The organism is Novosphingobium sp. GW835-FHT14H07 (assembly GCF_058793515.1).
On sequence record NZ_JBXAFX010000023.1, the window covers coordinates 17,855 to 41,926 of the forward strand.

A 24,072-nucleotide genomic window follows, 5' to 3' on the forward strand; every position below is an offset into this window, starting at 1 on the left:
TCAGGCCTCTCCGCCTTCCAGCGTGAAGTCCATTTCCACGACGATGCCGCGTGCTTCGAAGCGGCGGACGATCGTTCCGCCCAGCTGACGCTCGGACGAGCGGATCAGGGCTGAGCCGAAGCCTTCGCGGCCTTGCTCTGTCGGTCCAGCCGCTTCGCCGGCGGCAATCTCTTCCCAGATCACCTTGGCGCGCGAGTCCTCGCTCTCCCAGCGGATGCGCAGCAGGCCGCCGGGAGCGGACCAGGCGCCGTACTTCACGGCATTGGTCGCCAGTTCATGCAGGACGAGGCCCAGCGGCACCGCGTGCCGACCCGGCAGGTTCACCGTGCCGCCGTCGAGTTCGCACCGCTCGCTGGAAGAACGGTACGGCGCGATGACCTTGCCGATCAGCTCGGCCAGGTCGACCGTCTGGTCCTTGCCCGACCCTTGCGTGACCTCGTGCGCGGTGACGAGCGCGTGGATGCGCTTCGCGATGCGATCCACCGCGGGGGCGGCCGCAGCATCGCCCCGCGCGCTCATCTTGACGATGGCGAGGATCACCGCGAACAGGTTCTTGACGCGGTGGTTGAGTTCCTTGGCCAGCAGGTCGGCCCGGTCGCGCGCTTCGGCAATGGCGGCGGCGCCCTCTGCCAGAGCCTCGGCCTCGGCCTTGCGGATCGCCTGCCACAGCCCCAGCGCCAAGGCGCAGACGATCACCACGAACAGCGCGGCCAGCGAAGGCAGGATGCGCGCCTCGGCATTGGCCGCGCGCTGCGCCGCCTGATCCAGACGCACGCGCTCGATGTCTTCCAGCCGGGCCACGGCCTTGCGCAAGCCGTTCATGGCGAGCTGGCCTTCGTCGGACAGCAGCCGGGCGTGGGCGTCGGGAATGCGGCGTTGTTCGACAAGGTCGACCACGCCGGCCATCTCGGCCCACTTGGCGTCGCCCAGCCGCGCAATCTCGGCAACGAGATTCGCCTGCTCTGCCGGCAGGTCCGGCCCCATGCGGTCACGCAATGCGCGCATGCCGGCGGCATAGCGGCCCTGGCCTTCGCGGTAGGGTTCGAGGTAGCGGGTGTCGCTGGTGATGAAGTAGCCGCGCTGGCCGGTCTCGCCGCTCATCGTGGCGCGCACGATCTCGTCGAGCGAAGCGATGATGCCGCTGGTGCGGGCGGCCTGCTGGCGCTGGGTGCGTTCGACCTCGACCGTGGCAATGATCAACGAGAAGGTGCCGATCAGCGCCAGGGCGACGACTGCGAACAACGCAAGCGTGGGGATCCGCGGCGCGCGTTGCCACCAGTGCAGCCTCATCTCCTTGAGGAGGGATTCGTTTTCCCTGTTCATCCGGGGGGCCTAGACCCTATGGCTTGCATCGGCAATGTATTGAAGCGCTTGTGCCTTTGCCTGCAGGGTTGACGCAAATCGCCTTGTCGCCTATCGGCCACCCCCTGATTCCGGCGCTTTGTCCCGCGGCAAGTGCCAGTCCACAGATTCGATATAGAAGAGAAAAGCCATGAAGCGCACTTTCCAGCCCAGCAACCTCGTGCGTGCCCGCCGCCACGGCTTCCGCGCCCGCACCGCCACTGTCGGTGGTCGCAAGGTTCTCGCCGCCCGCCGTGCGCGTGGCCGCAAGAAGCTGTCGGCCTAAGCCTTTCAGCATAGATCCGGTTCCGGCGAAGGCGGGGATGACCCGAATCGCCACCATCCGGAAACGGGCAGACTTCGTTGCTGCCAATCGCGGAATCCGGGTCGCAAGGCCCGGATTCGTGCTGTTGGTGAACCGCGACGTCGTGCCTGCCGAAGAGGCCGACCTTCGCTTCGGCGTTACCGTCACCAAGAAGATCGGCAACGCGGTCGTCCGCAACCGCATGAAGCGCCGCTTCCGCGCCCTGCTGCGCGAAGCCCTGCCTGATGCCGGCATTGCCGGCGCAGACCACGTGATGATCGGCCGTGAAGGCGGCGTCGAGCGCGACTTTGCCCTGCTGCGCGAGGAACTGGCCGTCGCCCTGTCCCGCGCCGCTGCAGGCAAGGGCGACCCGCCGAGAAAGCGTGGCGGTCAGCGTTCCAGCCACGGCAGGGGCAAGTGAAGCGCCTGCTCATCCTCATTGCCCGAGGCTGGCAGCTCGGCCCTTCGCGCGTGCTTCCGCCATCCTGCCGCTACAGCCCTTCGTGCTCGCAATATGCGATCGAAGCGCTCGAAAAGCATGGCGCGATTAAGGGTGGCTGGCTCGCGGCGAAGCGGCTATTGCGCTGCCATCCCTGGGGCGGGCACGGCTATGATCCCGTACCTTAGGCCGGGTGCCCTGACCAAGACGACTTCTAGATTTAGGACGCGAACACGGTGCAGAATCAGCGCAACGTCATAATGGCAGTGATCCTGACGGGTCTGCTGCTGATCGGCTGGGAAGCGGCCATGCGCTGGTTCTACCCCGCGCCGCCGGCAAAGCCACAGGCGGCAGCGACCGCTGCCAGCACCGATGCCGCAAAGCCCACGCGCGAAGGCGGACTGCAGAACGCGGCTGACATCGCGCTCGAGAAGAAGGACTTGCGCGCCGAACTCGCCGCCGGCAACCGTGTCGCCATCGACGCGCCGGGCCTCAAGGGTTCGATCAACCTCAAGGGCGCGCTCGTCGATGACGTGACGCTGGTCCGTCACCGCGAGAACGTCGACAAGAACAGCCCGCCCGTGCGCCTGTTCTCGCCTGCGGGCACGCCAGCGCAGCACTATGCTCAGATCGGCTGGGTGGGCGAGGGCGTAGCGACGCCCGACACCAACACCGTCTGGCAGGCCGATAGCGCAAGGCTGACACCGCAGACCCCGGTCACGCTACGCTGGACCAATCCCACCGGCCAGACTTTCGCGATCAAATACGCTATCGACAGCGATTACATGATCACCGCAACGCAGAGCGTCGCCAACACCGGCGCCGCACCGGTCGTGGTCAAGCCCTTCGCGCTGGTCAATCGCACCGACAAGACGGCAAGCGTGGATACCTGGCAGCTCCATTCGGGGCCGATTGCCGCGCTCGATGGCTCGGTGAACTTCGACAACAACTATTCCACCGTGACCGAAGCCCCCGGCCAAGCCGTCGCGCTCAAGGGTGCAACCAACTGGATCGGGTTTACCGATATCTACTGGCTCTCGGCGCTGATCCCGGATGCCGGGGCCAAGGCCGAAGGTTCGCTGCGTTCGCTTGGCAACAACGTGTTCCGCGCCGACCTGATCTATCCCGGCGTGTCCATCGCCCCGGGCAAGGCGCAGAGCCAGACGGTCCGTCTGTTTGCCGGTGCCAAGGAAAATTCGGTTCTCGAGAAGTACGAAGCCACTGGCGTCACCAATTTCAGCCTCGCGATCGACTGGGGATGGTTCCGCTGGTTCGAAAAGCCGATCTTCTGGCTGCTCGATTCGCTGTTCAAGCTGGTCAAGAACTTCGGCGTGGCGATCATCCTGCTGACGCTGATCGTGCGCGGTGTGATGTTCCCGATCGCCCAGCGCCAGTTCGCCTCGATGGCGGCGATGCGCGCGCTGCAGCCCAAGATGAAGGCGCTGCAGGAACGCTACAAGGACGACAAGCAGACCCAGCAGCAGAAGATCATGGAGCTGTACAAGACAGAGAAGGTCAATCCGCTGGCCGGCTGCCTTCCGATGTTCCTGCAGATCCCGGTGTTCTTCGCGCTCTACAAGGTGCTGACGCTGGCCATCGAAATGCGGCACCAGCCGTTCGCGCTGTGGATCAAGGACTTGTCCGCGCCCGATCCGCTGCACGTGCTCAACCTCTTCGGCCTGCTGCCGTTCACCCCGCCCAGCTTCCTCGCCATCGGCGTGCTGGCGATCCTGCTCGGCATCACGATGTGGCTGCAGTTCAAGCTGCAACCGGCGGCGATGGACCCGGCGCAGCAGCAGGTCTTCGCGATCATGCCGTGGATGATGATGTTCGTGATGGCGCCGTTTGCGGCGGGCCTGCTGATCTACTGGATCACCTCGAACATCCTGACCATCGCGCAGCAGAAGTACCTCTACAGCAAGCACCCGCAGTTGAAGGCCCAGGCCGACAAGGACCAGCTCGATGTCGACCGCTCGGTTGCGCGTGAGCAGAAGCCTGCTGCCAACCGGAAGCCGAAGACGCGGTGACACCTGAAGAACAAGCTGCCCGCGCCGAACTGATCGAACAGGCGCGCCTCCTCTTTGCGGGGCGCGTCGAGTTCCTCAAGTCGGCCCCTGCGCTCAAGCACCTGCCCGATCCTGACGTGCCCGAGATCGCCTTTGCCGGCCGATCGAACGTCGGCAAGTCGTCGCTGCTCAACGCGCTGACCGGGCGCAAGTCGATTGCGCGCACCTCGGTCACGCCGGGGCGCACGCAGGAACTGAACTACTTCGAAGTGGGCGAGCCGACGCGCCTGCGCCTGGTCGACATGCCGGGCTATGGCTTCGCCAAGGCCCCGCCCAAGGTGGTCGAGCAGTGGCGCCGGCTGGTCCGCGATTTCCTGCGCGGACGTGTCGTCCTGAAGCGCACGCTGCTGCTGATCGACAGCCGCCACGGCGTGAAGCCGGTGGACGAGGACATGATGCAGATGCTCGATGAAGCGGGCGTCGGCTATCGCGTCGTGCTGACCAAGGCAGACAAGATCAAGGCCAGCGAACTCGAAGCCGTCACGGCCGAGACCATCGCTGCAGCGCGCAAGCGCACGGCCGCCTATCCCGAAGTGCTCGTCACCTCTTCCGAAAAGAAAATGGGCATCGAGGAACTGCGCGCAGCCGTGCTGAAGGATTCGTTAATCTAACATCTCTCTTTTCTGAATGACGAGCGCGTCAGTTATTCCTCCCCGGCCGCAGGCGGGACGGGCCTAACGCAATCTCCCCTCCCGCAAGCGGGAGGGGTCGGGGGTGGGCAAGCGGCGAAAACCGCCGACCATTTCCAACACCGCACCATTCCGGAACGATAAGCGCTGTCCTACAGCCGCGCGCATGACGCAGCCTTCGCGCCATGCCCTACCGCGATCCGCTCCTCCCCGCCCGCATTTCCTTCGGCCAAACCTTGCGCGAAGCCGTGACGGCGCCCGCTATGCTGGCCGAATATCGCCTCCACGAAGCTCTACGAGGGATCGAGACGATACACGCCCTGAACTGTGTAAACCGTGTAAACCCGTTCACGGTCGACACAGCGAACCTGAACGGCTACGCGGCTCGCAGGCGTAACAGGGCGAATACGATGAAGCTGATCATCGGCAACAAGAACTACTCCAGCTGGTCGCTGCGGGGCTGGCTGGCGTGCAAGCAGTCCGGCCTGCACTTCGAGGAAATCACCGTCCCGCTCTACGGCGAAGACTGGGACGAAGCGCGCCGGACGGACGAACTTGCACCATCTTCGGGCAAAGTGCCGATCCTGTGGGACGGCGATGGCGAAGACGCACCTGTGGTTTGGGACAGCCTCGCGATCATTGATTATCTTGCCGACAAGGTCGGGCGGGATCGCTTCTGGCCCAAGGACGAAACCGCGCGCGCCATGGCCCGCTCGATGGTGGCCGAGATGCATTCGAGCTACCTGCCGCTGCGCCGCAGCCTGCCGATGAACATCCGCAAGCGTGTCGAGGGCGTTGAGATCAGCGCCGAGGTTCGCGCCGACATCGTGCGCATCCTCTCGCTCTGGGCCGAGGCGCGGGCGCGGTTCGGCAAGGGCGGGCCGTTCCTGTTCGGCACCTTCTGCGCCGCTGACATCATCTATGCCCCCGTCGTCTCCCGCTTCATGACCTACGGCGTGCCTGTGCCCGGCTTCGCCATTACCTACATGGAAGCGGTCTGGACGCACGACTGGATGCAACAGTGGATCGAAGCCGCCGAGAGCGAGGGCTGGACCATCGAGCAGTTCGAGGAGCCCGCGCGCTGATGTCTCTTGATCCTGTAATCCTGGCCGAGCAGCTGATCGATTGCGAAAGCGTGACGCCCGCAACCGGCGCGGTATTCGACTGCCTGCAAGGAATGCTCGAACCGCTAGGGTTCGCAATCCATCGCTTCGTGGCGGGCGAAGCACCCGACGGCCCGGTCGAGAACATGTTCGCGATCCGGCGTGGTCCTGAAGGCTCGCGGCACTTCGCTTTTGCCGGGCACCTCGATGTCGTCCCGCCGGGTGAGGGCTGGACGACTGGTCCCTTCAAGGCCGAGCGCCGGGGCGAGCTGCTCTACGGGCGCGGCGCGGTCGACATGAAGGGCTCGATCGCCGCGATGGTTGCCGCTGCGGCCGAGGTTCCGGCCGAGGCCGGAACGCTAAGCTTCATCATCACTGGCGACGAGGAAGGCCCGGCGCGCTACGGCACGGTGCCGCTGATCGAACTGATCCGCGAAATGAAGACAGAGCCGGACCTGTGCCTGGTAGGCGAGCCGACCTCGGTCCACCGTCTGGGCGATATGGTGAAGATCGGCCGTCGCGGTTCGGTCAACATGTGGATCACCTGCAAGGGCGCGCAGGGCCACGTTGCCTATCCGCACCTCGCCGACAATCCCATCCCGCGACTGATTACGCTGCTGGCTGACCTTGACGCGCTGGTGCTGGACGAGGGCACGGAGTGGTTCCAGCCGTCGAACTTAGAGATCACCGACCTTGAAGTGGGCAACAAGGCGACGAACGTGATCCCCGCCGAGGCGCGCGCGCGCATCTCGATCCGCTTCAACGATCGTCACACCGGGGCGGGGCTGGTCGCGATGGTCGAGGACGTGGCGCGGCGGCACAAGGGTGAGGTTCGTGCTGTCATTTCCGGCGAGAGCTTCATCACCCTGCCGGGCGATTACTCGACGCTGATCGCCGAGGCGGTGAAGGCCGAGACCGGCCTCGACCCCGAACTCTCGACCAGCGGCGGCACGTCGGACGCGCGCTTCCTGCGCAGCCTCTGCCCGGTGGTGGAATTCGGCCTGTGCAACGCGACGATGCACAAGAAGGACGAGGCGGTGGCGCTGGAAGACCTGTCCGTCCTCCAGCGCATCTACCGGCGTATCACGTTATCTGCGCTGCGCGCGTGAGGCGGCACCGGCCCACTCCCCCACCCGGCCACCCACGAGAGTACCCTGAATGGGTGGCCGGGTGGGGGAGCGGGCCGGTGCCGATCAAAGGCCTCAGCCTTTGACTTTCGACGCGAAGCTCTTGCGCAGCTTCATCAGTTTGGGCGGAATTACGGCGAGGCAGTAGGGGTTCCGCTGGCCTTCGCCTTCCCAATATTCCTGGTGATAGTCCTCGGCCGGATACCAGGTTGCCATCGGTTCGATCGTGGTGACGATGGGCCCCGGCCAATCCGGCTGGGCGCGGGCAATGGCGGCTTCCATCGCGGCCTTCTGCGCCTCGTCTGCCGGGAACATGGCCGAGCGGTACTGCGTACCGACGTCGTTCCCCTGGCGGTTCAGCTGCGTCGGATCGTGCGTGGCGAGGAAGATATCAAGGATCTGGTCGAGGCTGATCGTTTCGGGATTGAACGTCACGCGGATAGCTTCGGCATGTCCGGTGTTGCCGGAACAGACCTGCTTGTAGGTCGGGTTCTCGACCGTACCGCCGATGTAGCCGCTTTCGACATTGCTCACGCCGATGACGTCGCGGAACACTGCCTCGGTGCACCAGAAGCATCCCCCTGCGAGGATGGCCGTTGCTTGTTCGCTCATGCGCTATATTCTCCTGAATTGAGTAAGAGATAAGTACGCCTCCCCCGCTTGTCACCGGCCCGAAGGAGAATCTCCCCATGCGTTCATTGAGCCTTGCCTTGCTTGCTGCCGTTGCTGGCAGCAGCCTTGCCAATCCCGTAATGGCAGAGACTGCGAAGACGGCATCGGCCATGATCGACCCGGCCCTTGCCGCCGCAGTCGCTGACCCCTTGCGCGAAAAGGACCGTGCCCGTGACGTCCATCGCAAGCCTGCGGAGACGCTGAGCTTCTTTCAGGTTTCGCCGACGATGAAGGTGGGCGAATATGCGCCGGGCGGCGGCTGGTATTCACGTCTGCTCGGGCTCTATCTCGGCCCGAAGGGCAAGCTGGTCGGCTTGTACTTCGACCCCACGTCGAGTGCGTTCGGCGACAAGATGAAGGCGGGCATCCGCGAAGGCGCGACCAAGTATCCGGCGGAGGTTGCGGAATGGTCGGGCCAACCGGCTGAGCGCTTCTCGGCCTTCACCCTCGATGTCCTTCCCGACAGCGAAAAGGGCACGTTCGACCGCATCCTCGTCATGCGCATGATGCACAACCTGCTGCGCTGGAACCTTGCCGCGCACGAGATCAAGCAGATGCGCGAGCTGCTGAAGCCCGATGGCATGATCGGCATCGAGCAGCACCGCGCCAAGCCTGATGCGCCCTACTCCTTCACCGACGGTTCGAAGGGCTACCTGCGCGAAGCCGACGTGATCAAGTTCATGGAGATCAACGGCTTCACCTTTGTCGGCAAGAGCGAGGCCAACGCCAACCCCAAGGACCCGGCGAACTGGCCAAACGGCGTCTGGACCCTGCCACCGCAGCTGGGCGGCAATCCGGACGAGGCCACCAAGGCCAAGCTGCAGGCCATCGGCGAGAGCGACCGCATGACCCTGCTGTTCCGCAAGCGTCCCTGATCTTGCGTTGATCGCAAACGGCGGCGGTTGAATTGCCGGGGCAGGGGCCTTAGGTCCCACCCATGACCACGATCTCCGTCGCCGCCCTGCAACTCGCCCTTCCCGGGGGCGAGGCCGAGAATATCGCCGCCACTGCCGCGCTGGTGGAAGAGGCCGCGCGTGGCGGCGCGCAGATCGTGCTGCCGCCCGAACTCTTCGCCGGGCCCTATTTCTGCAAGGTCGAGGACGAGGCCCTGTTCTCGATGGCCTATCCGCTCGATGCGGACCCGTCGGTGCGCGAGATGCGCAAGCTCGCCAAGGCGCACGGCATTGCCATCCCCACCAGCTTCTTCGAGCGCGACGGGCACCACTACTACAACACGCTGGCGATGATTGGCCCGGATGGCGAAGTCATGGGCATCTATCGCAAGAGCCACATTCCCGATGGCCCCGGCTATGAGGAGAAGTACTACTTCCGCCCCGGCAACACCGGCTTCAAGGTGTGGGACGTTTTCGGCACGCGCATCGGCGTGGGCGTGTGCTGGGACCAGTGGTATCCCGAATGCGCCCGCGCCATGGCGCTGATGGGGGCAGAGCTGCTGTTCTACCCCACCGCAATCGGCAGCGAACCCTATGACGCCGATCTCGACACCAGCCGCATGTGGCGCCGCGCGATGATCGGCCATTCCGTCTCCAACTGCATGCCGGTCATCGCCGCCAATCGCATCGGGACCGAAGATGGCCAGCGTTTTTACGGGCACAGCTTCATTTCTGACGAATGGGGCGATTACCTTGCGGAGTTCGGCGCCAGCGAAACCGGTGTGCTGCACGGGACGATCGACCTCAAGCGCGCTTCCACGCACCGTGCTGGCATGGGCTTCTTCCGCGATCGCCGCCCGCAGCTTTACGGCCGGCTTGCCGAGGACATCTGAGCCTGCACCGCTACATCGTGGCGCTCGGCTCGAACCAGCGCCATCCGCGCCATGGCGATCCTTCGGCGATCCTGTGGGCGGCGCTGGATGAGATCGGGCGGCGCAACTGCAGGATCGGTGCGGTGTCCCCGACGATCCGCAGCAGGCCGATAGGTCCGTCGCAGCGCGTCTATTGCAACGGCATCGCTGTGGTTTCGACCGGTCTCGAACCCCACGAGCTGCTGGACGAACTGCAGGCTGTGGAAGCCCTGTTCGGACGTCGCCGACAAGGGCAGCGCTGGCGCTCGCGCACGCTCGATCTCGACATTGTCTTGTGGTCCGGCGGGTGCTGGGCGGACGAGAGCCTGATCATCCCGCACCCCGAATTCCGCAAGCGCGATTTCGTGCTGGGTCCGGCGGCGCGCGTTGCCGCTGGCTGGCGCGATCCGATTACCGGACTGACAGTGCAGCAGTTGCATCACCGGCTCGCCAAAGGCTTGACCCGCTCGCCCACGCCCCCTAGGTGACGCGCCACGCCTGACGCGCGATCCGCGTCAATGCAGGCGGGCCCTTAGCTCAGTCGGTAGAGCAACTGACTTTTAATCAGTAGGTCGCTGGTTCGAACCCAGCAGGGCTCACCATTACAGATCCGCAGTGATGCCGAATTGCAGAGCTATCGCAAGTGGCCTGCTGGTCGCTCGAAGCCGGACTCTTTTCCATCTCCCGTTTGCCACGGGAATGGGGCGACGGTGAGGGCCGCCGCCCCTGCCGGCCCTCAGGCAGGCTGGTATTCCGTGGCCTTTTCCTTGCGAACGGTGCGGCTGTTGCGACCGTCGATGCCAACCGGCACTTCGCCCGCGATTGTCGCGCGGCGCAGGGTGCGGCGTTGCAGGCCGAAGTCGGCGACGGCGCGGTGCTGGGTCGACTGGTTGTCCCAGAAGGCCACGTCACCGGGCTGCCAGCGCCAGCGCACGACGTTCTCGGGACGGGTGATGTGGTCCTGCAGGATCTGGAACAGGCGCGAAGAGTCAGCCTGGTTCAGCCCGACGAACTGCTTGACGAAATGGCCCAGCAGCAGGCTGCGCTGTCCCGAGACGGGATGGACGCGGACCACCGGGTGCTCGGTTTCGTAGACGGTCGAGGCGAAGACATTCTTCTGGAACAGCTGCCGTTCCTTCTCCACCGCGTCACCCTTCGGCGCGTTCGAGAGGACCGCTGCGTAGTCGTAGAGGTTGGTGTGGACTGCCCAAAGGTTGTTCACCAGCTGGCGCAGCGTTTCAGGGAGGCTTTCGTAAGCTGTCTCGCCATTGGCCCAGACGGTATCGCCACCGGCTTCGGGAATGGTGATCGCGCGCAGGATCGAGCCCTTGGGATAGGCATCGACGAACGTCACGTCGGTATGCCAGCTCGAGGCGGCGTAGCCTTCCTTGCTGTCGAGTTCGAGCAGGTAGCGCGAACCCTCGGCCACCGGCACGGTGGGATGTGCCACCGGATCGCCGAAAAGCGAGGCGAAGCCTTCGTGGCGTGCGTCGTCCAGTTCCTTCTGGCCACGGAAGAAGACGACCTTGTGGCGCACGACCGCGTCCTTGATCGCCTGCACGGTCTCCGCGCCAAGATCGCCGGAAAGGGTCACCCCGCGGATTTCGGCACCGATCGTCCCGGTGATCGGAACGATGTCGAGCGGGGAGTTCGGGTCCTTGGCATTGGCATAGGTGGTGATGGCATTCATGTGGGTTACTCCTACTTGGGGTAAGGATTTGGGGTGTTATTCGGCGGGCTGGAGCGCGGGGTCGGCGGCGGTGTCCAACTGGCGGCGAATGGCGTTGTGCTGTTCGGCATCGAGCGCGAAGCCCGATATGACGGCAGCGGAGATGGCATGGGCGAGGGCCGGTCCGGTCGCGAAGACAAGCAACAGGCCGTTCAACGCCTCAGGAGAGTTTGCGGCGGACTTCGGATCGAAGCCCAGCCACGCGATCAGCGGCAGGGCGATGCCTGCGGCAAGCGCACCGCCGATCTTGTCGGCCAGGGCAAAGACTGAATAGTAAAGGCCGGCGCGCTCCTCGCCGGTCTCGGCGCGGTGCTTGTCGGCAACGTCGGCGACCATCGAGCGCAGCATGATGTTGCCTGAGCCCTGTGTGATCCCCTGAGCAAAGGCGAGCGCAAGGACCAGCCAGAACCGGTCGGGCGTGGTCAGCACCAGCGCGAGGTTGATCAGTGCCTGCAGCACTTCGGCGAGAATGGCAGCCCGGCGCTTGCCCAGGGATACACCGATGCGCTGCCAGATCGGCGCGGCGAGCATGCCGAAGGCGTATTGGAACAGGAACAGTCCTGCACCCCATTCAGGCCTTCCGAGATAGAAGGTCACGTAGAACAGCAAAAGCGTCGTGCGGATGCCCTGTCCTGCCCGGACTGCGGCGTCCGAAGCGAGGACGCGCAGCAGCAGCGGGTTGCCGAGCACCGCGCGCGCGGCGGCCAGTGGCGACAGCGGGAGTGCCAGAGCAGCAGGCGCGCTGTCATCGCGATTGGACAGCGTCAGCCACAGCGCCGGGATAGCGGCAGCGAGGACAAGCGAACCGAACAGCGTCAGTTGCAACTGACCGTCACCGGGTCGCAGATGCTGGGCGAGTGCCGCCAGCGCAAGGGCACCTACCAGCGCAATCGACTGCCACAGTGTAAAGGTTGATGCCGCGCGGGTCCGGTCGTGATAGCCGGTGGCGATCTCGCCGCTCCACGCCAGCAGCGGCGTGGAGAGAAGCGCAAGGCCGATGTAATAGGCGGCCAGTGCAGCAATCAGCCAGCCAACGCCGAGGTTCGCAGGCGGGAAGAACAGCATAGCGCTGCCAGCGACGAACAAGGATCCCCCGCCCGCTACCCACGGTCGCCGCCTGCCGAAGCGGCTCTGCGTGCGGTCGCTCAATGCGCCGACTATCGGGTCGAGCGCGCAGTTGAGCAACTGGCCCGCCAGATACAGCGTCCCTACCAGCGTGAGTGGCACGCCATAGTCTCGCGCAAGAATGGCGGGGAGCCAGGCAGCAACTGGCTGAGCAGCAGCGGTGACCGGCACGTAGATCGCAGCAAGGCGGTGGTAGCTACCAGAAGGCGAACTGACGGGGGATCCTGTTGTCATGCGGCCAGCCTCACAGTCGCGTCCGCAACGTCACACCATAAGTGCGTGGCTCGCCCACCTGGGCAGTGACCACGCCGGTGTTGCCGGCGGAGAGGTTGAGGAAATAGTCTTCGTTGAGCAGGTTGCGCGCCCAGACCGACAGGTCCCACAACCCGTCGTCGGTCTTCAGCCCGATGCGCGCATTGGCGATGCCGAAGCCCGGAACCTGCGCCCATGCGGAGTTGGTTGCAGATGTATTGAAACTCGAGCGGTGCGCGTAGTCGGCGTGGGCGTAAAGGCTCAGTTCGCGCCCGCCGAGCTCACCCAACGGCGTGTTGCCGTCGGCACCGACTGACCATGCGAACTTCGGAACGCCCGAAAGCGGTTTGCCTGACAGGTCCTGGATACCGCCGAGGTTGAGGTTCTCCACCGCCTGCGGTGCGTTGGCGTACTCGACGTATTTGGCGTCGGTGTAGCTTGCCGATGCGGTGAACGAGAGACTGTCGCTGGCCTGGAAGGCAAGGTCGCCCTCAACTCCGCGCGAACGCACCTTGGGGATGTTCGCGATATATTGGCGCACGTTGACGGTGTTGGGCACCTGTTCGGTGATTGCCGTCTGATAGTCGCGGATCTCGGTCCAGAACGCAGCAGCATTGAAGGTGGCGCGCCGATCGAGGAACCGGGATTTGAAGCCCAGCTCGAACGCATCAACCTTTTCCGGGGCGACTTCGGGCGCAATGCCGGCGGGCAGCGCCGTCAGGTTCAGTCCGCCCGACTTGTTGCCGCGCGAATAGCTGCCATAGACGCTCGCGTCCGGCGCAACCTTCCAGTTCAGCGTGACCAGCCCTGACAGGCTGTTGTCGCTGAATTTCGTCGCGAAGCTTGTCACCGGGTTGAACTGGGTGCGGATCGCGTTGATCGCGGTGACCTGCGCCGGGGTGAAGCCGGAAAGATCGGCACCATCCACCCAGAACTGGCTGAACGCGCCCGCCTTCTTCTCGTGCGTCCAACGCAGGCCGGTGGTCAGCGTCAGGGCATCGGACATGTGCCAGTCGGTCTGCCCGAACAGCGCGAATGTGCGCGTTTCCGGCGTCGAGGTCGAATTTGCCTCGAACCCGTTCAGCGCCGCATTGGCGAGGGTCTGGTCGGCCGCAGGCAGGTTCCACAGCGCGGCAGCCGAGCCATAGCGGGTGGCGCCATAGCCCTTGACGACCTGCCAGAAGTAGTACGCGCCGATCACGTAGTCGACCGTGCGGTTGCCCATCGAGGCAAGCCGCAGCTCCTGGCTGAACTGGCGCTGGCGGTTGGCTTGCTGGGCCTTGGTGGTGATGGGCAGCGAGGTGCTGTCGCCATCGTTGGCCGGGTTCCAGTCCCACCAGCGATAGGCGGTGATGGAGGTCAGGGCCGCGCTGCCGAAGTCCCAGTTGACCTCGCCTGAAACGCCATAGCCCGACATGTTCGACTGGTAGTGGCTATCGGCCTCGCCGATGCGGTCGAACGGCCTGAAGGCGGGGAGGGTGTAGCCAGGGAACCGGGCAGCTCGCAGGGCAAAGTTGTTGGGTATCGTCGCGCCATTGGCATAGGTCGTGTGCAGGTCGGCGAAGACCGAGAGCACGTGATCCTGCTCCTGCTTTGCGTAGTCGCCGATGATCCGCACCTCGAAGTCCGGGTCCGGCGTGAACAGCAACTGGCCGCGAATGCTCTCGTTGCGGTAGTTCTGGGCGCGGGTATTGGTGGTCTTGTTGAACAGGAAGCCGTCGTTCCCGCTGATCGCGCCGGAGATGCGCACGGCGAGCAGATCGGGCAGGATACCTGCCGAGGCCGAAGCCCGGACTTGCCGGAAGCCGTAATTGCCGATGCTCGCCTCGCCCGAAAGCTCGGGATCGAAGCTCGGCTTGCGCGAGGTGATGTTGATGACGCCCGAGGTGGTGTTCTTGCCGAACAGCGTGCCCTGCGGACCGCGCAGCACTTCGATGCTCTGCAGGTCGACGAGGTCGAACTGTGAAAGCCCGACGCGGCCGTAGTAGACGTTGTCGATATAGAAGCCGACGCCGTTCTCGAGCCCGTCGTTGGTCAGCGCGACGTTCGAGCCCAGGCCACGGATGTTGATGTTGGTATTGCGCGGATTGAAGCTGAACACCTGCAGGCTCGGTACCTGCTGCTGGATCTGGCCGAGGGTGAAGTCGCCACGCCTTTCCAACGCGTCGGCGCTGATCACGCTGATGGCGACCGGCACGTCCTGGACATCCTCGTCGCGGCGGCGCGAGGCGGTGACAACGATGGCTTCACCGGCCTCGCCGGCGTCTTCGGCGGCAACTGCCGGAACCTCGACATCGGCAGGCTGCTCGGCGGCGAAAGCCGGAGCCGCGCCGATGAGCGAGCCCAAAGCCACGCCTGCAAGGATAAGCTGGCGCTGCTTGAAGAGAAAAACCCTGTTCATTCCATTACTTCCCTGAACCCAAGTGGCTTGCCGCGTCGGGGCGGCGATTGAAGGCAGCGGGAACGGGCACGGCTTCGCGCACGGGGTCGCCGGGGGCGACGCCGCAAAGGGCAACGATCGACTGTTGCAGGGACGCGGGATACCGGGCCAGTTCCGCAAGGTCGGAGCTGGTTAGCGGTCGCATGACGCATTCCTCCGGGCGGCGACCGCAAGGGCCGCGCCGAACTGGCGTTATGGTGAGAGAGGCGGACGAGAGCGGACCGCGCCCGGTCGGGGCGGCAGGTCCGTCAATCGTGTCCGGTGGTTTGCGCGCTCTAGGCGCGCGTCATGGGCTTGTGCATCGTATCACCTCTTGATTGGAGGGGAACACGATGCCTGGCGCCGTCGCCCCAGCATCGCGCGCTTTAGCGGTTGTTCACGCGGAGCAAGCTGCTTCCCATCAAATGCCGCGGATCAGGACCCTGGATGTGCAGGCCGACCTGATCGTCGGATGTCCTGCGGGTTAATCTCTACTTATCTGGTTGAGTCTTCTCGGTCAACCCGGACCTCACCCGTTTGGCGCAAAAGGAAAACTTCCCGACGGACAAGATGAATTGTCTATCGATGCAATAGACATTGATGGGGCTGGCGATAAGTTCATATTGCCTTACGCGACCACGCGCGGGTCCACCTGCAACTGCAATCACGGACCGCACCATGACCTCGACCTACAGTCTTACCCGCCGCGCGACCCTTGCAGGCGCCGCCGCCACTCTGGCCGTCGGCTCTGTGCCCGCGATTGCCCGCAAGCGCGTGCGGCAGCCCAACATCCTCTACATCATGGCCGATGACCTCGGTTACGCCGATCTGTCCTGCTATGGTCGCCGCGATTTCGAGACGCCGGTGCTCGACAAGCTGGCGGCGCAGGGCCTGCGTTTCACCAATGCCTACGCCAACAGCGCCGTCTGCACGGCCACGCGCGTCGGCCTGATCACAGGCCGCTATCAGTATCGCCTGCCCGTTGGCCTCGAGGAGCCGCTGGCCTACCGGCCCAACATCGGCCTGCCGCCTTCGCATCCGACGCTGCCGTCACTTCTCGCCAAGGCTGGCTATCGCACCTCGCTGATCGGCAAGTGGCATCTTGGCAGCCTCCCGGACTTCGACCCGATCAAGAGCGGCTACCAGTCTTTCTGGGGCATCCGCAGCGGGGGCGTCGACTATTACACCCACGCCACCAGCAACGGTCAGCCCGACCTGTGGGATGGTCCCACGCCCGTCGACAAGGCGGGTTACCTGACCGACCTGCTTGCCGACCGCGCGATCGCGGAAATCCGCCAGGCGTCGTCAGCCAAGGCGCCGTGGTTCATGTCGCTCCACTTCACTGCGCCGCACTGGCCGTGGGAAGGGCCTGACGACGCCAGCGAATCCGCTCGGATTGCCGGACTGAAGGACCCCAAGGCCCTGTTCCACTTCGACGGCGGCAGTGCGGCGATCTACGCCGCCATGGTCCGCCGTCTCGATTACCAGATCGGGCGCGTACTCGAAGCCCTCAAGGCAAACGGCGCCGAGCAGGACACCATCGTCGTCTTCACCAGCGACAACGGCGGCGAACGCTTCTCCGACACCTGGCCCTTCAGCGGCCGCAAGACCGAGCTGCTCGAAGGCGGCCTGCGCATTCCGGCCATCGTACGCTGGCCGGGCGTCACCATGGCATCGACGATCAGCGATGCACAGATCATCTCGATGGACTGGCTGCCGACATTCCTTGCCGCCGCCGGTGCAGCGCCAGATCCCGCATTCCCCAGCGATGGCGAAGACATCACCGCAGCCCTGTCGGGCCGAGCCTTGCCCGGACGCACGCTGTTCTGGCGCTACAAGAACCACGCCCAGCGCGCGGCCCGTCGCGGCAACCTCAAATACCTGAAGATCGGCGGGAACGAGTTCCTGTTCGACGTCGTTGCCGACCCTCTCGAGCGGGCCAACCTGAAAGACCGGCAGCCCGAAGCCTTCACCTCGCTCAAGAAGGCGTGGGAGGACTGGAACGCCCGAATGCTGCCGCTGGATGCGCAGTCCTACACCCACGGTTTCGGGCCTGGCGAACTGGCGGATCACTTCAACCCCGAACTCTGACAAGCCTCCGGCAGCCGGCAACATTTGGCATTGCTGGGAAACACTTGTCTTGAAAGCAGAAACATTGCATCAGCCGTCCAACCGGGTCAGCGCAACCTCCCGGTCAAGCGCAGCGCGCGCTCAAGTGTTGCTTCATTGGACGGCCGCTTGGCCGCGATGGAGCCTGCCTTGAAGTCGTTCGCGTTCCTTTTGCCAGTTGCTGTCACCGCAGTTTTTCTACCGTCCGGCAGCGCACTCGCCGACACGCCCCGGCTCCAATCCATGCTCGGCGCGCCGCCGAATATCGCGGTCAGCGGCTCGGTCCGTCTGCGCTACGAGACCCTGACCGGACAGCCGCGCGTAAACCTGCCGCCCGCCGACGAGCAGCTCGCGCTTCGCACGACACTGGCCATCGAATACAAGGCCGCGCCGAACGTCCGCATCGGCGCGGAGATGTTCGACAGTCGGGCCTGGCTCGGCAAGCCCGGCAGTTCGGTCAGCGCCAACGACGTCAACACGCTCGAAATCGTGCAAGGCTATGTGGCCGTCGATCTTGCGCCCGCACAGGGCACCAGGCTCACGCTCGAAGCCGGGCGTTTCGTTCTTAACCTCGGCTCGCGACGACTGATCGCGGCAGACGACTATCGCAACACCACCAACGGCTACACCGGCCTGCGCGCGGACCTCAAGGCAAGTGATGGCACCGCTGCTACATTGATTTACACCTTGCCGCAGATCCGCAAGCCCGATGATCAGGCATCGGTGTTGTCCAACCGCCATGGGTTGGACAAGGAGAGTTTCGACCTCCGGCTCTGGGGTGGTCTGGTCTGGCATCCCAGGACCGTCGTAGGTGCCATGGCAGAAGCATCCTACTTTCGCCTGCAGGAACGCGACAGCCCGTCACGCGCCACGCGGGACCGCAACCTCCACACCGTTGCCGCACGCCTGATCCGCGAGCCGAAGGCTGGCAAGCCCGATTTCGAGATCGAGGGCGGATGGCAGTTCGGAGATGTCAGCGAGACAACGCGGCCCAATGCCCGCAAGCTCGATGTCGATGCCTGGTTTGTCCATGCCGATGTCGGATACCTGTTCCCCGGTCCGGCGCGGATGCGGCTGTCAGTCGAATACGATTACGCCAGTGGAGACGGTCCTAGCGGCTCCTATGGCCGCTTCGACACGCTGTTCGGCATGCGACGCGCTGACTTCAGCCCCGCAGGCGTGCTCGCCGCGATCGGCCGTAGCAACATCAACAGTCCCGGCATGCGCGCCGAAGTGGCCCCCGGCAAGCGCTTCGACGCGTTCGTCACCTACCATCCGCTTTGGCTCGCCGAAAAGACGGACAGCTTCGCCACGACCGGCGTGCGAGATGCGAGCGGCAAGGCAGGCTCCTTTGCTGGCCATCAGGTGGAAGGACGGATGCGCTACTGGATCGTGCCAGGCATCCTGCGCGGGGAGATCAATGCGTTCTGGCTCGCAAAGGGACGGTTTATGCGCAGGGCTCCCAACGCACCGGCTTCAGACAACACGACCTATGTCAGCTCAGCCCTGTTGGCCTCATTTTGATGTTCGAAGACAAATGGGATCTTGATTGCCAATGGGGCGTCCCTTGCGCCCAGCAGGGCTCACCATTCCTCATCCTTGGCGCGCGCGGAGCCCTTCGCCCAGCAGGTCTGCGGCCACTTCGGCGATCTCTTCCACCGGACGGCTGTCGTCCCAGACGCCGAAGCGCAGGCCGAGGAAGACGTTCATGCCCATGATGGCCCATGCCCGCACGTCCTGTTCCCCATCGCGCAGCGTGCCGGACGCCACGCCGTCGGCCAGACGCGCGGCGATGCGAGTGGCGGTGCCTTCGTAGTGGTCGCGGTAGCTTTGCGGATCGGCAAATTCGGCCTCGTCGATAATCCGGTAGATTTCCTTGTGATCACGCGCAAAGTGCAGGAACCCGACCAAGGCTTCGCGCTCACGCTGCAAGCCGGTGGCGCCTTCGCTTACGGCGGCGGCGGCGGTCGTTGCCACCCTGGCTGACATGTCACGCACCAGCGCGGTGAAGATCGCGTCCTTCGAATCAAAATAGGTGTAGAAGCTGCCCAGGGCCGTCCCGGCGCGCCGGGTGATGCCGCTGATCGAGGCTTCGTGAAATCCGCGCTCGCCGAACTCTGCGGCAGCGGCGTCAAGCAACTTGCGCAAGGTTTCGCGCCCGCGCGCAGTGCGCGGCACCTTTCCCGGACTTGCAGCGCTCGTCTGCGCCATGTGCGATCCTCCCCGCAACCGCCCACCCCACACGCGTGTTGCCGTTTCGCCACGATTCGTAGCGACAAACGGGCAATCTCACAACGAGAAGTTGAAAGGTGGTTCAACTTTCAATATCAGGGTGCTCGAGCGGACGGAGCAGTCCGCGAGAGGGAGCCTGTCTGATGACCCGTATTTCCACGCGCGCCGCCCTGGCCGCCACAGTTGCGCTGTTCGCCGTGCCCGCCATGCCCGCCTTCGCACAGGAAACGCCTGCTGCCGAAGATGCTTCGGATATCGCTACCGGGAACGAGATCACCGTGATTGCCCGCCGCCGCGAGGAACGCCTGCTCGACGTGCCGATTGCCATATCCGCACTGAATACCGATGCACTCGAACGTGCCGGTGCGAAGGACCTTTCGGGCATCCAGGGCGCCATTCCCAACGTGAACATCGTGCAGGGCCGCGGTTCGGCCAGCAGCGCCAACTTCTACATTCGCGGCATCGGCCAGCCTGATGCGCTGCAGACATTCGACCCCGCAGTCGGCGTCTATGTGGACGGGGTGTACCTGAGCCGTATCCAGGGCGCGCTGCTCAACCTGTTCGATGTCGAGCGGGTCGAAGTGCTGCGCGGGCCGCAGGGTACGCTCTACGGCAAGAACACGATCGGCGGTGCTGTCAACGTCGTGTCGAAGAAGCCCCATCTCGATACCGTGAAGGGCGAGGCTGCGTTCACCTACGGTCGCTTCGATGAAGTGACGGCGAAGGGATATGTTTCGGCCCCGCTGGTCACCGACAAGCTCGCGCTGTCGCTTGCCGGGGTCTATGACGACCGCGACGGGATCGTCACCGACCCGCGCACCGGCCGCAAGTACAACGATCGCAACAATCTTTCCGGCCGCGGCATCCTGCGTGCCAAGCCGACCGATACGGTCGAAGTGCTGATCTCGGGCGATTATACGCGCCAGCGCAATGCGGCCACGCTTGGCTATCTTACGGCACCGTTGATCCAGACCGACTTTGCCCGCGGCGCGGTCGTGCTTGCTCCGGCAGAACCTTATGGTCCCTATGACTACAAGGCATCGACCAGCCTTGCCCCGGATCAGGGCCAGAAGCTTGATCACTGGGGCGTTTCGGGCACGATCAACGTCGATCTCAGCGACAGCTTCCAGCTCACCTCGATCACTGCCTACCGCAAGCTCAAGACCGACTTCTTCATCGACATCGACGCCACGCAGTTCGAGCTGGGCGACGTGTTCGTCGGCGTTCGCCAGGACCAGTTCAGCCAGGAACTGCAGCTCAAGTACGATGCCGACAAGCTCAAGGGCGTGTTCGGCCTTTACTACCTCAACGAGAACGTGAGCTCGCATCAGGAAGCCTACGCCGACGGTCTGTTTGCCTTCAACGGCGCGCCCATTACCTTCCTGCGCACGATCGACGACAAGCAGGTGACCAAGAGCTATGCCGCCTTCGGCCAGCTGACCTACGACTTCACCGAGCAGCTCTCGATGACTGCCGGCCTGCGCTACACGCACGAGAAGAAGACCTACAACCGCTGCACGGTTACTGCCTCGACGCTCGGCCTGCTCAATAACATCCGTTACTGCTTCCCCGACAACCTGCCCGCGCCCTTCACCGGCGACAACGACGTCAGCTACGATGCGTGGACGCCGATGGTCAGCCTTTCCTACAAGCCGACGCCTGACACCCTGCTCTATGCCTCGGCCAGCCGCGGCTTCAAGGTGGGCGGCTTCAACGGCCGCGTCAACTCGAACGGCGATATCTCGGTAACGCGCAATGGCGTGACGACGGTGGTGCCGAACTTCGAACCCGAAACGGTCTGGTCCTATGAAGCGGGTGCCAAAGGCACCTTCCTCGACGGCCGCGTCAATGTTTCGGCTGCCGCCTTCTACACCGACTACAACAACTTCCAGGCCCGCGTCGGCAATGGCACCAATGTCGGGCTCGGCGGAAGCTTCCCCGTGCTCAACGCCGGCAAGCTGCGCATCCAGGGCTTCGAGTTCGACATCTCGGTCCGCCCGGTCCAGCCGCTGACGCTTTTTGCGTCGGTCGGCTACCTCGATGCCGATTACAAGCGCTTCGACGATCCGCGCCGCTTGCCGCCTGCCGGTGGCGCCGCGTTCAGCTGCAACCCGACAGGCACGCAGATCACCTGCCGACCGGCCTTCGCGCCACCGCTTACGCTGCGGGCGGGCGGCGAATACCGCGTCTCGCTCGGCGATGCTTCGCTGACGCTGGGCGGTGACGTCCGCTTCGTCGACAAGCAGTACCTCTCGGTCGACAACCGCCCAGGATTGACCGAAGACGGTTACCTGATCGGCAATCTCTATGCCCAGGTCGACTTCGACAAGTTCTACCTTCGCGGCGCGGTCAAGAACGTGGGCAACACGCTCTACAAGACCGATGGGCAGGAATTCAGCTCGGTGGGCAACATCCAGACCGTCTACTACGGCGATCCGCGCACGTGGAACGTCACGGTCGGCGTCCGCTTCTGATGTGACACAAGACCTCGAGCGGGGCAGGCGCCCTCAAATCCCTCCATCGCCTGCCCCTGCCGCCGAAGCCCCGGTCCGACGTGGCCGGGGCTTTTGGCAGGTTTGGACTGCTCCATACCTGTTGGTTCTTCGCTTTGCGGACGAAGCGCGTCCCGCTCTATTGACGGCATGGAACTGCACTTCGAATGCACGCAATGCGGGCGCTGCTGCCATGATCTCAGGTTGACGCTTTCGGTAGCAGAAGCCTGTGCCTGGGCTGGCAGAGGCCATCAGGTTGACCTGCTGACGGAAGCCTGGCCATGGCCCGACGATGGCGCTTCTTCCGATGCCGGGATGGCGTGGCGGAAGGCGACCAGCTTCGCTGTTCGCGTCGGGGACGTTCCATTCCGGATCAATCTCAGGCTGGTTGCGCGGCACGAGGGCGCTTGCCCCCATCTGCTGCCGGACATGCGCTGCGGGAACTACGAAGCCCGTCCTCGCATCTGCCGCATCTATCCGCTCGAAAGCCGCCCCTTCGAAGCGGTGGAGCCCGTGCGTCGGAAGTGCCCTCCCGAAGCCTGGCACGATGATCTGCCGCTGCTGGAGCGCGACGGTGAACCGTCCGACAGCGCAGCGGGCGAAGTGCTTGCGGCGCATCGCCAGGCCATGATCGATGACGTCCCGGTCAAGGCGCGGCTGGCGTCGGCACTGGGATTTGCCGAGACGGCTTTTGCCGGGGAGGGCATGGCAGTGTGTGAAGTCGCTCCGCTCGCCTTGCTGACGGTTGTCGAGGAAGTGTCCTCCGGTCGCTGGGATGTTGCGCAGGGCTGGGCAATCGTCACGAACCGGACATCGACGGCGCAGATGCTGGCCAATCTCGATTGCCCGGTGCGGTTGGTGTCGGCCGGGCCCGCTTACCTGCCGGCCTTTGCTGACGAGGCTTGATCAGGCGGACTTGGCGCGTGCGCCGAAGCGACCGAACTTGCGGTAGCGCGTCATCCAGCGGGCGAGAAACAGGCCCAGCGGCCGCGGAGTTACGCCGAGTGCCTCGATTCCGGGCAGGTCGCCCGAAGCCACGTTGCCAGCCTTCAGCAGCTTCCACTGGTCGGTGCTCATCGGTGCGCCCGGCAGCCATCCGGTCAGCGAAGCGAAGGCGCCCGAAACCGCGTCGGGCAGTTCGACCAGCATGGGCGTGCGGTCCGCAGCCTTGGCGATGCGGCGGTTGAGCTCGCCCATGGTGATGACTTCGGGCCCGGCCAGCTCGTAAGTCTTGCCGCCATGCGCGTGCGGGTTGGCCAGGGCATTGCCGATGGCTTCGGCAGCATCGTCCACGAAAACCGGCTGCAACCTGGCGGCAGGGCCGAATACCGGCAGCACCGGCAGCTTGGCTACCAGACCGCCGAACATATTGAGGAAGTTGTCATCCTCGCCGAACAGGATCGAAGGGCGCACGATCGTCGCTGTGGGGAAAGCAGCCAGCGCGGCCTTCTCGCCCTCGGCCTTGGTCCGGGCATAGGGCATGTCCGATCCGGCATCGGCCCCAAGCGCGGAGACATGGACAAACGCGCGCGCGCCCGCAGCCTTTGCAGCTTCGGCCACGCGGCCTACGCCCTGTCCCTGCAGCGAATCGAGATCACCGGCAAAGGCACCCACCAGGTTGACCACGGCGTCTGCGCCGGTCAGGGCAGCTGCGACGGTGTGCGGCTTGGTGACATCGGTGGCCACGAACTGGATCTGTCCCAGCGTGCCAAGCGGGCGCAACTTGAAGGCGCGCTCGGGATGACGGCTGCACACGCGCAGGCGCGCGCCGCGTGAGAGCAGTTCCTGCGCCAGATGCGTGCCGAAGAAACCGCTGCCGCCCACCAGTGCCACCAGCATGCCTTCGAGATCGCGCGTCCTGCCGTTTGCCATATCGAGCGTGTCCTGAATCATCTTTGCCCGCCAATCCGGGCCATTTCACGCGACGCCTTTGGCACAGCAGCGGGCGCAGTTTCAATGAGGAAACACCCCTCTGCCCTGCCAGTTGCAAAAAGAGTTACCCTCGCGTGGATTTGCCCCGTTGACACCCCGCCGCGCCTGTCCTAGTGGCGCGCTCCTACCCGGCGAGACGGCGCTTCAGCCCCTCGCCTCCGTGCCCAGATGGCGGAATTGGTAGACGCACCGTCTTCAGGTGGCGGCGCTGGAAACGGCGTGGAGGTTCGAGTCCTCTTCTGGGCACCATTTGTTCTTCTCAGAAGAACCCAGCAAGTGTATTAAACCCGCAGAAAT

Annotated in this window: 21 protein-coding genes and 2 tRNA genes; 16 read left to right on the forward strand and 7 right to left on the reverse strand. The window is 64.5% G+C overall.

Going from position 1 to position 24,072, the window contains the following annotated elements; genetic code table 11:
* Positions 1-1,323: a sensor histidine kinase gene (locus AC1Q5P_RS16950; protein ID WP_052242581.1), complete on the reverse strand. Its 1,323-nt coding sequence runs from the start codon at positions 1,321-1,323 to the stop codon at positions 1-3.
* Positions 1,324-1,492: 169 nt separating this feature from the next.
* Here AC1Q5P_RS16950 and rpmH point away from each other — a divergent pair, with 169 nt between their 5' ends.
* The 7 genes from rpmH (at position 1,493) to dapE (ending at position 6,991) form a co-directional block, all read left to right on the forward strand.
* Complete coding sequence (gene rpmH, locus AC1Q5P_RS16955; RefSeq protein WP_039336437.1) at positions 1,493-1,627, forward strand: 50S ribosomal protein L34; 135 nt, start codon at positions 1,493-1,495, stop codon at positions 1,625-1,627.
* Between the two features lie 37 nt (positions 1,628-1,664).
* Positions 1,665-2,066, forward strand: a complete 402-nt coding sequence (gene rnpA / locus AC1Q5P_RS16960; RefSeq protein ID WP_039336438.1) for a ribonuclease P protein component — start codon at positions 1,665-1,667, stop codon at positions 2,064-2,066.
* The gene (gene yidD / locus AC1Q5P_RS16965) at positions 2,063-2,272 is read left to right on the forward strand and encodes a membrane protein insertion efficiency factor YidD (RefSeq protein WP_084278662.1); all 210 of its coding nucleotides are present in this window, start codon (positions 2,063-2,065) and stop codon (positions 2,270-2,272) included. The genes rnpA and yidD overlap by 4 nt, the downstream gene beginning before the upstream one ends.
* A gap of 48 nt (positions 2,273-2,320) precedes the next feature.
* A complete protein-coding gene (gene yidC / locus AC1Q5P_RS16970) occupies positions 2,321-4,111 on the forward strand; it encodes a membrane protein insertase YidC (RefSeq protein WP_193827583.1) in 1,791 nt (596 codons plus the stop codon).
* Positions 4,108-4,761: a ribosome biogenesis GTP-binding protein YihA/YsxC gene (gene yihA / locus AC1Q5P_RS16975; RefSeq protein WP_492519583.1), complete on the forward strand. Its 654-nt coding sequence runs from the start codon at positions 4,108-4,110 to the stop codon at positions 4,759-4,761. The genes yidC and yihA overlap by 4 nt, the downstream gene beginning before the upstream one ends.
* Positions 4,762-5,189: 428 nt before the next feature.
* Complete coding sequence (locus AC1Q5P_RS16980) at positions 5,190-5,864, forward strand: glutathione S-transferase family protein (protein ID WP_492519595.1); 675 nt, start codon at positions 5,190-5,192, stop codon at positions 5,862-5,864.
* A complete protein-coding gene (dapE, locus tag AC1Q5P_RS16985; protein ID WP_492519584.1) occupies positions 5,864-6,991 on the forward strand; it encodes a succinyl-diaminopimelate desuccinylase in 1,128 nt (375 codons plus the stop codon). Before AC1Q5P_RS16980 ends, dapE begins: the two co-directional genes overlap by 1 nt.
* A 93-nt stretch (positions 6,992-7,084) precedes the next feature.
* On the opposite strand, the gene msrA is transcribed toward dapE, so the two are convergent.
* Entirely contained in the window at positions 7,085-7,621 is a 537-nt protein-coding gene (gene msrA, locus AC1Q5P_RS16990) for a peptide-methionine (S)-S-oxide reductase MsrA (RefSeq protein ID WP_492477329.1), read from the reverse strand.
* 77 nt (positions 7,622-7,698) lie between these two features.
* On the opposite strand from msrA, the gene AC1Q5P_RS16995 reads away from it, so the two are divergent.
* The 4 genes from AC1Q5P_RS16995 (at position 7,699) to AC1Q5P_RS17010 (ending at position 10,087) form a co-directional block, all read left to right on the forward strand.
* Positions 7,699-8,556, forward strand: a complete 858-nt coding sequence (locus tag AC1Q5P_RS16995; RefSeq protein ID WP_492519585.1) for a class I SAM-dependent methyltransferase — start codon at positions 7,699-7,701, stop codon at positions 8,554-8,556.
* Between the two features lie 62 nt (positions 8,557-8,618).
* A complete protein-coding gene (gene aguB / locus AC1Q5P_RS17000) occupies positions 8,619-9,467 on the forward strand; it encodes an N-carbamoylputrescine amidase (RefSeq protein ID WP_039336450.1) in 849 nt (282 codons plus the stop codon).
* Positions 9,468-9,484: 17 nt separating this feature from the next.
* Positions 9,485-9,973 (forward strand): 2-amino-4-hydroxy-6-hydroxymethyldihydropteridine diphosphokinase, encoded by a 489-nt coding sequence (gene folK / locus AC1Q5P_RS17005; protein ID WP_492519586.1) that lies wholly within the window; start codon positions 9,485-9,487, stop codon positions 9,971-9,973.
* A gap of 38 nt (positions 9,974-10,011) precedes the next feature.
* A tRNA-Lys gene (locus AC1Q5P_RS17010) sits at positions 10,012-10,087 on the forward strand.
* Positions 10,088-10,221: 134 nt separating this feature from the next.
* Here the strand turns inward: AC1Q5P_RS17010 and AC1Q5P_RS17015 are convergent.
* From AC1Q5P_RS17015 to AC1Q5P_RS17025, 3 genes are read right to left on the reverse strand one after another with little or no spacing between them, the layout of a single operon-like run.
* Positions 10,222-11,175 carry a TauD/TfdA dioxygenase family protein gene (locus AC1Q5P_RS17015; RefSeq protein ID WP_427467256.1) on the reverse strand — a complete coding sequence of 318 codons (954 nt, stop codon included), beginning with the start codon at positions 11,173-11,175 and terminating at the stop codon, positions 10,222-10,224.
* A 36-nt stretch (positions 11,176-11,211) separates the two neighbouring features.
* Positions 11,212-12,573: an MFS transporter gene (locus AC1Q5P_RS17020; RefSeq protein ID WP_092960293.1), complete on the reverse strand. Its 1,362-nt coding sequence runs from the start codon at positions 12,571-12,573 to the stop codon at positions 11,212-11,214.
* A 10-nt stretch (positions 12,574-12,583) separates the two neighbouring features.
* Positions 12,584-14,992 carry a TonB-dependent receptor gene (locus tag AC1Q5P_RS17025; RefSeq protein ID WP_492519587.1) on the reverse strand — a complete coding sequence of 803 codons (2,409 nt, stop codon included), beginning with the start codon at positions 14,990-14,992 and terminating at the stop codon, positions 12,584-12,586.
* 696 nt (positions 14,993-15,688) lie between these two features.
* Between AC1Q5P_RS17025 and AC1Q5P_RS17030 the strand changes: the two genes are divergently transcribed.
* Both AC1Q5P_RS17030 and AC1Q5P_RS17035 read left to right on the forward strand, forming a co-directional pair.
* Entirely contained in the window at positions 15,689-17,101 is a 1,413-nt protein-coding gene (locus AC1Q5P_RS17030) for a sulfatase family protein (RefSeq protein ID WP_062347540.1), read from the forward strand.
* Between the two features lie 168 nt (positions 17,102-17,269).
* Entirely contained in the window at positions 17,270-18,643 is a 1,374-nt protein-coding gene (locus AC1Q5P_RS17035) for an alginate export family protein (RefSeq protein WP_492519588.1), read from the forward strand.
* Positions 18,644-18,712: 69 nt separating this feature from the next.
* Here the strand turns inward: AC1Q5P_RS17035 and AC1Q5P_RS17040 are convergent, their stop codons facing one another.
* Positions 18,713-19,330, reverse strand: coding sequence for a TetR/AcrR family transcriptional regulator (locus AC1Q5P_RS17040; RefSeq protein ID WP_039336463.1), 618 nt, complete (start codon positions 19,328-19,330; stop codon positions 18,713-18,715).
* Between the two features lie 164 nt (positions 19,331-19,494).
* On the opposite strand from AC1Q5P_RS17040, the gene AC1Q5P_RS17045 reads away from it, so the two are divergent.
* Both AC1Q5P_RS17045 and AC1Q5P_RS17050 read left to right on the forward strand, forming a co-directional pair.
* The gene (locus AC1Q5P_RS17045; RefSeq protein WP_492519589.1) at positions 19,495-21,825 is read left to right on the forward strand and encodes a TonB-dependent receptor; all 2,331 of its coding nucleotides are present in this window, start codon (positions 19,495-19,497) and stop codon (positions 21,823-21,825) included.
* A gap of 168 nt (positions 21,826-21,993) precedes the next feature.
* A complete protein-coding gene (locus tag AC1Q5P_RS17050; RefSeq protein ID WP_052242583.1) occupies positions 21,994-22,749 on the forward strand; it encodes a YkgJ family cysteine cluster protein in 756 nt (251 codons plus the stop codon).
* Here AC1Q5P_RS17050 and AC1Q5P_RS17055 read toward each other — a convergent pair whose 3' ends face one another.
* Positions 22,750-23,715 (reverse strand): complex I NDUFA9 subunit family protein, encoded by a 966-nt coding sequence (locus AC1Q5P_RS17055; protein ID WP_492519590.1) that lies wholly within the window; start codon positions 23,713-23,715, stop codon positions 22,750-22,752.
* 222 nt (positions 23,716-23,937) lie between these two features.
* Here AC1Q5P_RS17055 and AC1Q5P_RS17060 point away from each other — a divergent pair.
* Positions 23,938-24,024 (forward strand) — tRNA-Leu (locus tag AC1Q5P_RS17060).
* Positions 24,025-24,072 lie beyond the last annotated feature (48 nt).